Below are 14,201 nucleotides of genomic sequence, written 5' to 3'. Positions count from 1 at the left end.
CGCCGCTCCCTAGCGTTTGTCGTGCCGCCGGAACCGCGTCCGCGGCGCACTGACCGGGGCGGTCCGCCGACCGTCCGACACCTGGGGGAGCCAGCCGTGAAGCAGGGAATCGCCGCCACCATGGGCGCCTGGAGCGCCCGCCATCGGAAGACCGCGGTCTTCGGCTGGCTACTGTTCGTCGTGCTCGCCTCCTTCCTCGGCGGCGTGCACGGCTCCGACAAGGTCACCGACGCCGAGTCGATGCCCGGCCAGGTCGCCCGGGCCGCGAGGATCCTGGACGACGCGGGCCTCAAGTCCCCGGCCGGCGAGACGGTGCTGGTGCAGAGCGCCGCGCTGACGGTCGACGACCCGGCCTTCCGCGCCGCGGTCGACCAGGTCTCCGCCGCCGTCCGGGCCACCGGCCGCACCGGCGAGCCGCACAGCCCGTACGACACCGGCGCGCTCTCCGCGGACCGGCACTCCGCGCTGCTCCAGTTCACCGTGAACGGCGCGGACCGCGAGGCCGCGGTCGCCAACGTGCCCGCGGTGATGGACGCGGTGGCGGGCGTGCAGCGGCAGCACGCCGACCTCGTGATCGAGGAGTACGGCGAGGCCAGCTCCGGCAAGTGGTTCAGCGACCAGTTCAAGGACGACTTCGCCCGCGCCGAGTGGACGGCCGTACCGCTGGCCCTGGGCATCCTGCTGGTCGCCTTCGGGGCCGTGGTCGCCGCCGTGCTGCCGGTGGTGCTGGCGATCACCGCCTTCGTCGCCGCGGGCGGCCTGGTCGCCCTCTCCTCCGGGCTGCTGCACACCAGCGACGACGCCAGCTCCGTGATGCTGCTGGTCGGCCTCGCCGTCGGCGTCGACTACTGCCTCTTCTACCTGCGCCGCGAGCGCGAGGAGCGCGCCGCCGGCCGCGACCGGGCCACCGCGCTGCGGATCGCCGCCGCGACCAGCGGCCGGGCCGTCCTGGTCTCCGGCGTGACGGTGGTGGTCGCCATGGCCGGGATGTTCCTCACCGGCATCGCCGACTTCCGGGCGATGTCCTTCGCCACCATCGTGGTCGTGGTCACCGCCGTGCTCGGCTCGCTGACGGTGCTGCCCGCCCTGCTCTCGATGCTGGGCGACCGGGTGGAGAAGGGCCGCCTCCCCCTCCTGCACCGCCTGCGCCGCGAGGCCGGGAGCGGCAGCCGGTTCTGGAACGCGGTGCTCACCCCGGTGCTGCGCCGCCCGCTGGCCGCCGCCGTGCTCGCCACCGGCGTGCTGCTGGCGATCGCCGCCCCGCTGCTGACCATGCACACCGCGAACCTGACCTTCCAGCAACAGCTCCCGGAGGGCAACTCCCTGGTCGCCACCTCGCAGCGGGTCGAGGCCGCCTTCCCCGGCAGCCCCTCCCCCGCCACCGTCGTGGTCAAGGCCCGGGACATCACCTCCCCCGAGATGACCGCCGCCCTGGCCGACCTGCAGTCCCGCGCCCTCGCCACCGGGAGGATGCACGGCCCCACCGGGCTGACCGTGCACGCCGAGCAGAACGTCGCGACGGTCGACATCCCGCTCTACGGCAGCGGCAACGACGAGACCTCGGCCGCCGCGCTGAAGGCCCTGCGCGAGGAGGTCGTCCCGGCCACGGTCGGCAAGGTGCCCGGCACCGAGGCCCCGGTCACCGGCAGCACCGCCGGATCGGTCGACTTCAACGCGCAGATGTCCGGCTCGATGCTGCCGGTGTTCGGCTTCGTGGTCGCCTTCGCCTTCCTGCTGATGCTGCTCTCCTTCCGCTCCCTGTCGGTCGCCGTCACCGCCGTCCTGCTCAACCTGCTCTCCGTCGGCGCGGCCTACGGCGTGCTCGCCCTGGTCTTCCAGCACGGCGTCGGCGCCTCGCTGATCGGCACCGCGGGCGTCGGCGCGGTGGAGAGCTGGGTCCCGCTGTTCCTGTTCGTGATCCTCTTCGGCCTCTCGATGGACTACCACGTCTTCGTGGTCTCCCGGATCAAGGAGGCCCGGGACCGCGGCCTGGACACCCGCGCCGCCGTCGCCCACGGCATCCGCACCACGGCGGGCGTCGTCACCAGCGCGGCGGTGATCATGGTCGGGGTCTTCGCGGTCTTCGGGACGCTCTCCATGCAGTCCATGAAGCAGATGGGCGTCGGCCTGGCCGTCGCCGTCCTGATCGACGCCACGATCATCCGGGCCGTGCTGCTCCCCGCCGTGATGAGCCTGCTGGGCGAGAAGAACTGGTACCTGCCCCGTTGGCTGCACTGGCTGCCCCGGATCGAGGCCGAGGGCCTGCCGGGCGGCGCGGAGCACGGCCCCGCGGGCGCGGCGGACGGCGGGGCCGAGCTGCTGGGGGCCGGCGTCCACCGGTAGCCCCCGTCCGGGAACCGGCACCGCACCGCCGGGGAGTTCCCCGACAATGAACGGGTGATCTTCGACGAACCGAGGGCGCTGGCCCTCCTGCAGGAAGCGTGCGCCCCGGCCGGGATCGATCCGGCCGGGGCCGCGCTGCTCGCCCTGGGGCAGAACGCGGTCTTCGACCTGCCCGCCGAGGGCCTGGTCGCCAAGGTGGGCCGCACTCCGGGGGAGGTCGCCCGGGCCGAGCGCGAGCTCGCGCTGGCCGGGTGGCTGGACGGCGCGGGCGTGCCGGTGGTCCGCCCCGCCGGGGCCGGGGTGCACGTGGTGCGGGAACACCCGGTGACGTGGTGGCACCGGCTGGCCCCGGCCGTCCGCCCGGCCCGGCCGGTCGACCTGGCGCCGCTGCTGACCGCCCTGCACGCGCTGGAGGCGGCGCCCGTCCCGCTCGGGCGGCGCGAGCTGCTGGCGCCGGTGGACGGCTGGCTGGCCGCCGCGGAGGGCCACGTCGACCCGGCCGACACGGCCTTCCTCCGTGACCGGAAAGAGACCTTTCTCACCGCGATCGCCGAGCTCACCCCCGTCCTGCCGCCCGGCCCGATCCACGGCGACGCGCTCCCGCGCAACGTGCACGTCACCCCGGACGGGCCGGTGCTGCTCGACCTGGAGTACATGGCGGCGGACTTCCGCGAGCACGACCTGGTGGTGCTGGCGCTCAGTCAGGACCGGTACGGCGTACCGGCCGAGGAGGTCGCCGCCTTCGACGCGGCCTACGGCTGGGACGTCCGCGACTGGCCCGGCTTCGCGGTGCTGCGCGGGGCTCGGGAGACCGCGAGCGCGGCGTGGGTGGCGCAGCAGGCGGCCGGGAACCCGTCCGCGGCGGCCGAGTTCCGCCGCCGGGTGGACTCCCTGCGGGACGGGGCGACAGCAGTACGCTGGTTCGCGTTCTGACCGTTTGAATCGCTTTCCGACCGTTAACTTCCGTTCTGCCCGCTTCCGTCCGCCCGCCGCGCCCGCGGCGCACCCCGCCGCCCTGTGACGCGGCCCACAACCGGACGGAACCACCCCGCTCGTGCCTGGCGTCGTACCGGACGCCCCGCCCCGTGGCGGCCGGTACGACGTCAGGAGTCGCCCCATGGTGAAGTCCCGCATACCCGCCCCCCGTCGTTCCCTCCTGCTCGGCGCCTCCGCGCTGCTCGGCACCTCCGCCCTGCTGGTGGCGTGCGGTGCCCAGGGCTCCCCCTCCGCGCTCGGGGACGCCGCGCACCGCACGGCCTCCCCGAGCGCGAGCACGAGCGCGGGCCCGAGCGGCGCGGCGGGCGGGGACCCCTCGGTGGCGGCGCGGCCGACCCCGGGCGGGGACGCGGAGACCACCGCCGCGCCCACCCGCACCCCCTCGCCGTCCGCGAGCAGCTCCCCGACCCCCGCCGCGCCCTCCTCCTCGCCGTACGCGTCCCCGTCGGCGCCGCGGACGACCGTCCCCGCCCAACCGGGCCCGAGCGGCACGCCCGGCGGCGCCTCGCACGCGTCCGCCACCAACGTGCTGCGGCACACCGCCTCCGGCGGGCGGACGGTCGCGCTGACCTTCGACGACGGCCCGGGCCCGGCCACCGGCCAGGTGCTGGACCTGCTGGCGCAGTACGGCGCCAAGGCGACGTTCTGCGAGATCGGCGACAACGCGAAGACCCGCCCGGCGGCCGTGCAGCGGATCCTCGCCGAGGGCCACCGGCTGTGCGACCACACCGTGGACCACCCGCAGCCGATGCACACCCAGACTCACGAGCAGCAGGTCGCCGAGATCCGCGACGCCAAGGCGGACATCGAGCGGGCCGCGGGCGGCAGCCCGACGATCACCTGGTGGCGCGCGCCGGGCGGCGACTTCACCGCGGAGAACGAGCGGATCGGCGCCGACCTGGGGATGAAGTCGCTGGGCTGGACGGTCGACCCGCGCGACTGGTCGCGCCCGGGCGTGCAGGCGATCGTCTCCACCGTGCAGCAGAACCTGCGCCCGGGCGGGGTGGTGCTGATGCACGACGGCGGCGGCGACCGCAGCCAGACGGTGGCGGCGCTCAAGCAGTTGCTGCCCTGGATGGTCGCCCAGGGCTACACCTTCGACTTCCCGCAGTCCTGACGGGCTGCCGCCACGGCGGTCGGGCCGCCGCGGCAGCGGTCAGGAGGCGTCCTTGAGCGGCCAGCGCGGGTCGACCACGGCCGCCGGGTCCTTGCGGCGCAGCCAGCTCTGCAGGTCGGCGGCCCAGGCCCGGTGCCAGTCGACCTGGCGCCGGTGCAGTTCGTCCAGCGGCAGGTCGCCGGCCTGGGCCGGGTACCGGTGCCCGAGGGCGACGGCGACCCGGACGGCGGCCAGCGCGTCGCTGCCCGCCTCGTGGGCGTCGCGCAGTTCGACCCCGTAGACCTCGCAGACCCGCTGCAGGGTGCGCGAGCCCTTGCGGTACTTGTCCAGGGCGCGGTCGACGACCATCGCGTCGACCACCGGGCCGACCGGGCCGCCGAGGCGCTCGGCGAGGGTGGGCAGGCCGTGGCGGCGCAGTTCGGCGTCGAGCAGGGAGAGGTCGAACGGGGCGTTGAAGGCGACCACGGGGCGGCCGGTGGCGAGCCGTTCGACCAGGACGCGGGCGATCTCCTCGACCGCCTCGGCGGCGGGGCGCCCGTGCGCGCGGGCCTCGGCGTCGGTGATGCCGTGGATGGCGGCGGCCTCGGCGGGTATCGGGACGCCCGGGTCGAGCAGCCAGGTGGTGGCGCCCTGGACGGTGCCGCCGAGGGTGTCGACCACGGCGGCGGTGACGATCCGTGACTCCTCCGGGTCGGTGCCGGTGGTCTCCAGGTCGAAACCGGTGAGCGGCCCCTTCCACCAGGTCATGGGGTGTGTCCTTCCGTCAGCACTGCCAAGGTGCGTCCATCATCGCCTGCCGCAGTGACAGCCTCCGCGGCCCGTCTGCCCCCCGGACGGGCGGGCACGCGCTCAGGAGACCGGCCGGGAGTCGCCCCACAGCCCCTCGAACTCCTCCCGGTAGACCTCCAGCAGCCCGGCCTCGGTGCCGCCGGACTCCTGCCCGGCGCCGCCGCGCAGCACCAGCGCGGGCGACTCGATGCCGCGCGCCTTGCGCAGGTAGGGCTGGACGACGCCGAGGTCGGTGGAGCGCCGCCGCCCGCCCGCGCCGGTGGTGCGCTGGCCCTCGACCAGGTACGCGGTGAACCGGGGCAGTTCGTCGAAGACCCGGATCTCGAAGCTGCCCTGGTCGCGCAGCCGGGCCCGCACCCGCCGCACGTGCATGATGTTCATCTCCACGGCGCGCCCCAACTCGCCGCGCCCGATCCCGAGTTCGCGCTCGCGGCGGCGCACCGCGCTGCTCGCCGGGTTGAGGAACAGCAGCCGCACCCGGCAGCCCTCGGAGGCGAGCCGGACCAGCCGCTTGCCGGTGTAGTTCTGGCAGAGCATGCCCAGGCCGATGCCGACCGCGTCCAGGCGCCGGGCGCCGTCGAGCAGGTCCTCGACCGGCAGGTCGCGCTGCAGCCGGACCCGGTCGGGGTGGACGGCGACCACGTCGGCGTACCGCCCGGCGACGAGCTCCTCGACCACGTCGGCGGGGACGCCGCCGTGCCCGCCGTCGAGCAGGGCCAGCAGCCGGGCGGCGGCCCGCTCGGTCTGGTCGAGGACGGTCTGCGACAGGGCCCGGTTGCGGGAGACCACGTGCCGGGCGACCTCCAGTTCGTCGAGCGCCAGCTCGATCTCCCGGCGGTCCACCAGGTGCGGCTCGAAGCAGGGCCAGTGCTGCACCATCAGCTCGCGCAGCTGCGGCAGGGTGAGGAAGACCAGCGGGTCGTCGTCCAGCGGGTCGAGCAGGTAGCCCTTGCGGCGGGAGACCTCGCGGACGGCGGCGGCCCGGTGCACCCACTCCTCGCCGGCCGGTCCGGCGGCGGCGGTGACCCACTCCTCGCCGTGCGCGGGCGCGTAGACCGGGCGCAGCACCTCGTCGACCAGGGCGCGCATCCGCTGCTCGACCAGGTTGAGCCAGACGTAGGCGCGGCCCGCGAGGCGGACCCGGCGGTAGGCGTCGTCCCACTGGTCGGCGGCCCAGGCGGGGGGCAGGCCCTCGACGGGGCCGGTCGGCGGGGGCAGCGGGCCCCTGCCGCCGCGGACGACCAGCGTCGGGGCCTCGCTGCTGCCCGCCCGCGGGTCCGTGCCGTCGCCGCCGGCGGGGAACCCCATCCGCTACCTCACCTCTCGTCCGCCGCCCTGCGGGTGGCGGTGCGTCCGCTGTGTCGCTCCACCACGACGGCCCTGGTCGCACGCCGCGTGGGCCCGGGGCTCGCGGTCCGGGACGATCAAGGGTATCGCCCGCCGCCGCCGGGCCGCAGCCCTCTTGACAGCAAGCGGATCCGGTCCCGACGGTCCGTCACCGCCCGGCCACGCCGCGCCGACGGACCGGGCCGCCGGGACACCCGTTCGGGCGAACCACGCGCGGATGGACGAGGAGTTCGGGCCGCCGCCGGGGAGTATGCGGATGTGCCGTGCGTCACCTGGTTGCCGCCCCGCACATGGCCGGGCGCTCCGCCGGGAACCCCCCGTAGGAGCGCCACTTCGCGTCTGGCACAAGGAAGTTGAGGACACATGCAGGTCTGGCCGGGGAAACCGTACCCGCTCGGCGCCACCTACGACGGCGCGGGCACCAACTTCGCCGTGTTCTCCGAGAGCGCGCACCGGATCGAACTCTGCCTGCTCGCCGAGGACGGCACCGAGACGGTGGTCGAACTGCGCGAGACCGACGCCTTCGTCCGGCACGCCTACCTCCCGGGCGTGCAGCCCGGCCAGCGCTACGGCTTCCGCGTGCACGGCCCCTACCAGCCGGGCCTGGGCCAGCGGCACAACGCCTCGAAGCTGCTGCTCGACCCGTACGCGAAGGCGATGAGCGGGCACATCGACTGGGACGAGTCGGTGTACGGCTACCACTTCGGCGCGCCCGAGCGCCGCAACGACCTGGACTCGGCGCCGCACACCATGCACTCGGTGGTGATCAACCCGTACTTCGACTGGGGCACCGACCGGCCGCCGCGCACCGACTACCACCGCACCGTGGTCTACGAGGCGCACGTCAAGGGCCTGACCAGGCTGCACCCGGGCATCCCGGAGGAGATCCGCGGCACGTACGCGGGCCTGGCCCACCCGGCGGTGATCGAGCACCTGGCGAAGCTGGGCGTGACCGCGATCGAGCTGATGCCGGTGCACCAGTTCGTCCGCGACCACCGGCTGCGCGACCTGGGGCTGTCCAACTACTGGGGCTACAACACGATCGGCTTCTTCGCCCCGCACTCCTCGTACTCCTCCACCGGCGACCGCGGGCAGCAGGTGCAGGAGTTCAAGTCGATGGTGAAGGCGTTGCACGCGGCCGGGATCGAGGTGATCCTCGACGTGGTCTACAACCACACCGCCGAGGGCAACCACCTGGGCCCGACGCTCTCCTTCCGCGGCCTGGACAACGCCTCGTACTACCGGCTGGCCAAGGACCAGCGCTTCTACGAGGACACCACCGGCACCGGCAACTCGCTGCTGATGCGCAGCCCGCACGTGCTCCAGATGATCATGGACTCGCTGCGCTACTGGGTCACCGAGATGCACGTGGACGGCTTCCGCTTCGACCTCGCGGCGACGCTGGCCCGGCAGTTCCACGAGGTCGACCGGCTCTCCTCGTTCTTCGACCTCGTCCAGCAGGACCCGGTGGTCTCCCAGGCCAAGCTGATCGCCGAGCCCTGGGACCTCGGCGAGGGCGGCTACCAGGTCGGCAACTTCCCGCCGCTGTGGACCGAGTGGAACGGCAAGTACCGCGACACCGTCCGCGACTTCTGGCGCGGCGAGCCCGCGACGCTGGCCGAGTTCGGCTCCCGGCTGACCGGCTCCTCCGACCTCTACCAGGACGACGGCCGCCGCCCGATCGCCTCCATCAACTTCGTCACCTGCCACGACGGCTTCACCCTGCGCGACCTGGTCTCCTACAACGACAAGCACAACGAGGCCAACCACGAGGACAACCGGGACGGCGAGTCGCACAACCGCTCCTGGAACTGCGGCGCCGAGGGCGACACCACCGACCCGGCGGTGCTGGAGCTGCGGGCCCGCCAGCAGCGCAACTTCATCGCCACCCTGATGCTCTCCCAGGGCGTCCCGATGCTCTGCCACGGCGACGAGGCCGGGCGCACCCAGCGCGGCAACAACAACGCCTACTGCCAGGACTCCGAACTGACCTGGGTGCACTGGGACGGCGCGGACGCCGCGCTGCTGGAGTTCACCCAGGGCATGATCTGGCTGCGCCGCGACCACCCGGTCTTCCGCCGCCGCCGCTTCTTCCACGGCCGCCCGGTCTCCGGCACCCACGACGACCTCACCGACATCGCCTGGTTCACCCCCGCCGGGGAGGAGATGACCAAGCGGGACTGGTCCACCTCGTACGCCAAGTCGCTGACCGTCTTCCTCAACGGCAACGCCATCTCCGAGCCGGACCGCCGCGGCGGCAAGATCGTCGACGACTCCTTCCTGCTGATGTTCAACGCCCACTTCGAACCGCTCACCTTCACCGTCCCCGCCGACCACGGCGAGGCCTGGCAGGTCGTCGTCGACACCGCCCTCCCCGCCCTCCCCCCGCGCGGCACCGGCCCCCGCGTCAAGGCGGGCGACACCCTCCGCCTCGCCGACCGCGCCCTGCTGGTGCTCCAGCGCCCGGCGTAGCGGTCCCCCGGGGCCCGCCGTTCGCCGGGCGCCGGATCGGGGTATCTCCTCTCGCAGGGCGAAATCGCAGATCAGAGGGGGTACGAAGTGTCTCGTCGGTGGTTGGTGACCGGGTGTTCGTCGGGGCTGGGGCTGGCGCTCGCGCGGGCGGTGGTGGCGGCCGGGGACCGGATCGTGGCGACCAGCCGGGGGGCCTCGCCGTTGGACGAGCTGGCGGCGCGGTTCCCCGGGCAGGTGGTGCCCGCCCGGCTGGAGCTGCGCAGCGCGGCGCAGTGCGCGGCGGTGGTGGAGCTGGCCCGCGAGCGTCTGGGCGGGGTGGACGTGCTGGTGAACAACGCCGGGGTGGGCCTGTTCGGGGCGGTGGAGGAGGTCTCGGACGCGGAGCTGCGCGAGCAGCTGGAGGTGCTGGCGGTGGCGCCGTGGCGGCTGGCGCGGCTGGTGCTGCCGCTGATGCGGGCGCAGGGCGGCGGTCACGTGGTGAACGTCTCCTCGGTGGGCGGCCGGATGGCCTTCCCCGGCCTGGGGGCTTACGTGGCGGGCAAGTTCGCGCTGGAGGGGATGAGCCTGGCGCTGGCGGCGGAGGCCGCGCCGTTCGGGGTGCGGGTGACGGCGGTGGAGCCGGGCGGTTTCGCCACCTCGTACGGGAGCTCGCTGGCCGAGACGGCGGCGAGGCTGCCGGAGTACGGGGAGGCGCTGGCGCCGATGCGCGGGGCGCTGCGCGGCATGGCGGGCGACGCCGAGCTGAACCGGCCGGAGGCGTTCGCGGAGCTGGTGCTGCGGGTCGTCGCGGCGCCGGCGGGCCCGGTGCGGGTGCCGGTGGGACCGGACGCGTACGCGATGGTGGAGGCGGCGCTGGCCGGGGAGGCGGCGGAGCTGGCGGCGGCCCGGGCGCTGGCGGGCGAGGGGGTCGCGGAGCCCGATCCGGTCTGAGCGCGCCCGGCCCGCCGCGCGCCCGTTCGGCGCAGTGCGGGCGGTAGGGCGGGAGCGGCCAGGGTAGGCATGCGGGTATGACCTCAGCCGCCGCACGCTCCGAGACGGCCGCTACTCCGACGGCCAGTTACCGGCTCCAACTGCAGCCGGAGTTCACGCTGCGCGACGCCCGCCGGGCGGTGCCGTACCTGGCGGCGCTCGGCGTGTCGCACCTGCACCTGTCGCCGCTGCTGGAGGCGGTGGCCGGGTCGACGCACGGGTACGACACGCTCGACCACAGCCGGATCAGCGAGCAGCTGGGCGGCGAGGGGGCGCTGCGCGAACTGGCCGCGGAGGCGGCGGCGCACGGGCTGGCGCTGATCGCCGACGTGGTGCCGAACCACATGGCGCTGCCGGTGCCGGAGCGGCTGAACGGGCCGCTGTGGCAGGTGATGAAGAACGGCCCGGACGACCCGTTCGCGACCTGGTTCGACATCGACTGGACGGCCCAGCCGGGCCCGGTGGACGCGCCCGAGCGGGGGCGGCTGCTGCTGCCGCTGCTGGGCGACCGGCTGGGCGCGGTGCTGGAGCAGCTGGTGGTGGACGGCGGGGTGCTGCGCTACCACGAGCACGAGTTCCCGCTGCGGCCCGGCACCGAGGGCCTGCCGCTGCCGGAGCTGCTGGAGCGGCAGTGGTACCGGCTGTGCTGGTGGCAGCTGGCCGACGAGCAGGTCAACTACCGGCGCTTCTTCACCGTCAACGACCTGATCGCCGTCCGGGTGGAGGTCCCGGAGGTGTTCGAGGCGACGCACGGGGTGCTGCTGCGGCTGCACCGGGAGGGCGTGCTGGCGGGCTTCCGGATCGACCACCCGGACGGGCTGGCGGACCCGCGCGGCTACCTGCGGCGGCTCGCGGAGGCCACCGGCGGGGCGTACACGGTGGTGGAGAAGATCCTGACCGGGGACGAGGCGCTGCCCGCGGACTGGCCGTGCGCGGGGACGACGGGGTACGACGCGCTGCGCCGGATCGACGGGGTGCTGACCGACCGGCGGGGCGCGGAGAAGCTGTTCGCGGCCTACCGGCGGGACGTGGGCGAGGCGGCCGACCCGGCGGAGGCGGGCCGGGCCGGGCGGGCCGAGATGGTGGCGCCGGGCGGGGCCCTGTCGGCGGAGACCGAGCGGCTGGTGCGCCTGGTGGGGCGGATCTGCGCGGAGGGCCCGGAGCTGGCGGACCACTCGCCGCTGGCGGTGCGCCGGGCGCTGGAGGAGCTGCTGGCGCGGTACCCGGTGTACCGGCCGTACGTGGTGCCGGGCGAACCGGCCCCGGCGCCCGCGCGGGAGGCGCTGGCGGCCCCGGCGGACGCCTCGGACACCGACCTGCTGGTGCGGGCGCTGGCACTGGGCGAGCTGGGGCGCTCGGCGGCGAAGGACGAGTTCTGCCACCGGTTCGGGCAGACCGCCTCGGCGGTGGCGGCCAAGGGCGTGGAGGACACCGCGTTCTACCGGTTCAACGCGCTGTTGTCGCTGAACGAGGTGGGTGGCCTGCCGGAGCGTCCGGGCGTGTCGGTGGCGGAGTTCCACCGCTGGTGCGCCGAGCAGGAGCGGCTGTGGCCGGCCGCGATGACGGCGCTGTCCACGCACGACACCAAGCGCAGCGCGGACGCCCGGGCCCGCCTGGCGGTGCTGGCGGAGCTGCCGGAGGTGTGGGCGGCGGAGTGCGCGGCCTGGACGCTGGCGGCGGGCCCGTGCGCGGACCGCTCCACGGCCTGGCTGCTGTGGCAGACCCTGCTGGCGGCCTGGCCGGTGTCCGAGGAGCGGCTGCTGGGGGTGGTGCTGAAGTCGGTGCGGGAGGCGAAGCGGCGCACCTCGTGGAAGGAGCCGGACGCCGGGTTCGAGGGCTGGCTGACGCAGTACGTGCGGGGGGCGCTGGCCAATCCGGGGCTGTGCCCGCGGATCGCCGGGTTCGCCGGGCTGATCGCGCCGTTCGCCCGGGTGAACTCGCTGTCGGCGGCGCTGCTGCACCTGCTGGCGCCGGGCGTGCCGGACGTGTTCCAGGGCGGCGAGGAGCCGCTGTACACGCTGGTCGACCCGGACAACCGGGCGCCGGTGGACCTGGGCGCGCTGGCGGTGCGGCTGACCGACGCGCCGCAGCCGCGCCCGGGAGACCTGGCCCGGGAGAAGCTGCACCTGACCACCACGGCCCTGCACCTGCGCCGCACCCGCGAGCTGGGCTCCTACCGGCCGCTGGCGGCGGACGGCCCGGCCGCCGAACACCTGGTGGCGTTCGGCCGGGGCGAGCGGGTGCTGTGCGCGGCGACCCGGCTGCCGTACGGGCTGCACCGGGCGGGCGGCTGGCGGGAGACCACGCTGGAGCTGCCGCCGGGCCGCTGGACGGACCTGCTGACGGACCGCCACTTCACCGGCGGCCCGGTCGAACTGTCCTACCTGTTCCGGCAGTTGCCGGTGGCGTTGCTCTCGGAGGGGTCGTGATGCGGTACCAGGTGTGGGCGCCGGACGCCAAGGTGGTCGAGGTCGAGGTCGGGGCGATCCCGTACCTGCTGGAGCGCGATCCGGCCCGGCCGGGCTGGTGGCACGGCGAGGCGCCGGAGGGCGACTACGGGTTCCGGCTGAACGGGGGCCGGGCGCTGCCGGACCCGCGCTCGGCGTGGCAGCCGTTCGGCCCGGACGGGCTGAGCCGCCCGGTCGACCACGCGGCGTTCGCCTGGTCCGGGACGGCCTGGCGGGGGCGCCCGCTGCCGGGGGCGGTGGTGTACGAGCTGCACGTCGGGACGTTCACCGCGGAGGGGACGTTCGACGCGGCCGCCGGGAAGCTCGACCACCTGGTCGAACTGGGCGTGGACTTCGTCGAGTTGATGCCGGTGTGCGCCTTCCCGGGCCGCTCCGGCTGGGGGTACGACGGGGTGGACCTGTGGGCGGTGCACGAGCCGTACGGCGGCCCGGACGGGCTGAAGCGCTTCGTGGACGCGGCGCACCGGCGCGGCCTGGGCGTGGTGCTGGACGTGGTGCACAACCACCTCGGCCCGTCCGGCAACTACCTTCCGCAGTACGGCCCGTACTTCACCGACCGGCACCAGACGCCGTGGGGCTCGGCGGTCAACCTGGACGCGCCGGGCTCGGACGAGGTGCGGGCCTTCCTGATCGGCAGCGCGCTGTCCTGGCTGCGCGACTACCGGATCGACGGGCTGCGCCTCGACGCGGTGCACGCCCTGGTGGACACCCGGGCCCGGCACTTCCTGGAGGAACTCGCCTACGAGGTGCGGAAGTTGGCGCAGGCGACCGGGCGGCCGCTGTTCCTGGTCGGCGAGTCCGACCTGAACGACCCGCGCACCACCACCGCCCGGGAGGCGGGCGGGCAGGGCCTGGACGCGCAGTGGAGCGACGACTTCCACCACGCGCTGCACTGCCTGCTGACCGGCGAGTCCCAGGGCTACTACGCCGACTTCGCCGCCGACCCGTACGCGGCGCTCGCCAAGACCCTCACCAAGGGCTTCTTCCACGACGGGAGTTGGTCCTCGTTCCGGGGGCGCTCGCACGGCCGCCCGTTCCCACCGGAGCACGGGCACCGGCTGCTGGGCTACGCGCAGACCCACGACCAGGTCGGCAACCGGGCCACCGGCGACCGGCTCTCCGCGTCGCTGCCGCCGGGGCGGCTGGCGGCGGCCGCGGCACTGGTGCTCACCTCGCCGTTCACGCCGATGCTGTTCATGGGCGAGGAGTGGGGCGCGGGCACGCCCTGGCAGTACTTCACCGACCACACCGACCCTCAGCTGGCCGAGGCCGTCCGGCAGGGGCGGCGGCGGGAGTTCGCCGGGCACGGCTGGCGGGCCGAGGACGTGCCCGACCCGCAGAGCCCGGCGACGGTGGCCGCCTCCACCCTGGACTGGTCCGAGCCGCAGCGCGCCCCGCACGCCGAACTGCTGGCCTGGCACCGGCAGCTGATCCGGCTGCGGCGCGCCGCTCCGGAGCTCGCGGACGGCGACCTGGCGGCGGTGCGGGTGCGCCACGACGCGGCGGCCGGCTGGCTGGTGGTGCACCGGGGCCGCTACCGGGTGCTGGTGCGGCTCGGCGGCGAGGGGCAGCCGCTGCCCGTCCCGCTGGAGGGCGAACTCGCGGCGCTGGAGGGCTCGTTCGGGGAGGTCGCGGCCGGGCCGGACGACACGGTGCTGCTGGGCCCGGACGCGGTGGCCGTCGTCCGCACCGGCTGAGCG

The 14,201-nt window shown here is 75.0% G+C and carries 9 protein-coding genes; 7 read left to right on the top strand and 2 right to left on the bottom strand.

What is annotated here, in order from left to right:
* The first annotated feature begins 120 nt into the window (after positions 1–120).
* From ACFY00_RS02285 to ACFY00_RS02275, 3 genes are all read left to right on the top strand, one after another.
* Entirely contained in the window at positions 121–2,343 is a 2,223-nt protein-coding gene (locus ACFY00_RS02285) for an MMPL family transporter (protein WP_388026581.1), read from the top strand.
* A 54-nt stretch (positions 2,344–2,397) separates the two neighbouring features.
* Positions 2,398–3,276, top strand: a complete 879-nt coding sequence (locus tag ACFY00_RS02280; RefSeq protein ID WP_388026334.1) for a phosphotransferase enzyme family protein — start codon at positions 2,398–2,400, stop codon at positions 3,274–3,276.
* Positions 3,277–3,460: 184 nt separating this feature from the next.
* Positions 3,461–4,456, top strand: a complete 996-nt coding sequence (locus ACFY00_RS02275) for a polysaccharide deacetylase family protein (protein WP_388026332.1) — start codon at positions 3,461–3,463, stop codon at positions 4,454–4,456.
* A 39-nt stretch (positions 4,457–4,495) separates the two neighbouring features.
* Here ACFY00_RS02275 and ACFY00_RS02270 read toward each other — a convergent pair whose 3' ends face one another.
* Together ACFY00_RS02270 and ACFY00_RS02265 are read right to left on the bottom strand one after the other, a co-directional pair.
* A complete protein-coding gene (locus ACFY00_RS02270) occupies positions 4,496–5,203 on the bottom strand; it encodes an exonuclease domain-containing protein (protein ID WP_388026330.1) in 708 nt (235 codons plus the stop codon).
* A gap of 102 nt (positions 5,204–5,305) precedes the next feature.
* Positions 5,306–6,553 carry an SAV2148 family HEPN domain-containing protein gene (locus ACFY00_RS02265; RefSeq protein ID WP_388026328.1) on the bottom strand — a complete coding sequence of 416 codons (1,248 nt, stop codon included), beginning with the start codon at positions 6,551–6,553 and terminating at the stop codon, positions 5,306–5,308.
* A gap of 402 nt (positions 6,554–6,955) precedes the next feature.
* On the opposite strand from ACFY00_RS02265, the gene glgX reads away from it, so the two are divergent.
* The 4 genes from glgX to treZ all read left to right on the top strand — a co-directional run bounded on the left by glgX (position 6,956) and on the right by treZ (position 14,198).
* Positions 6,956–9,064, top strand: a complete 2,109-nt coding sequence (glgX, locus tag ACFY00_RS02260; RefSeq protein WP_388026326.1) for a glycogen debranching protein GlgX — start codon at positions 6,956–6,958, stop codon at positions 9,062–9,064.
* A 105-nt stretch (positions 9,065–9,169) separates the two neighbouring features.
* Complete coding sequence (locus ACFY00_RS02255; protein WP_388026324.1) at positions 9,170–9,994, top strand: SDR family oxidoreductase; 825 nt, start codon at positions 9,170–9,172, stop codon at positions 9,992–9,994.
* Positions 9,995–10,071: 77 nt separating this feature from the next.
* Positions 10,072–12,462 carry a malto-oligosyltrehalose synthase gene (gene treY / locus ACFY00_RS02250; protein WP_388026322.1) on the top strand — a complete coding sequence of 797 codons (2,391 nt, stop codon included), beginning with the start codon at positions 10,072–10,074 and terminating at the stop codon, positions 12,460–12,462.
* Complete coding sequence (gene treZ / locus ACFY00_RS02245) at positions 12,462–14,198, top strand: malto-oligosyltrehalose trehalohydrolase (protein WP_388026320.1); 1,737 nt, start codon at positions 12,462–12,464, stop codon at positions 14,196–14,198. The genes treY and treZ overlap by 1 nt, the downstream gene beginning before the upstream one ends.
* Positions 14,199–14,201 lie beyond the last annotated feature (3 nt).

This window comes from Kitasatospora sp. NPDC001540 (genome assembly GCF_042894345.1).
In the GTDB taxonomy this organism is placed as follows: Bacteria; Actinomycetota; Actinomycetes; order Streptomycetales; family Streptomycetaceae; genus Kitasatospora; species Kitasatospora phosalacinea_C.
The sequence above is the reverse complement of the archived record's forward strand: the minus strand, read 5'-3'. Positions and strand labels throughout refer to the sequence as shown.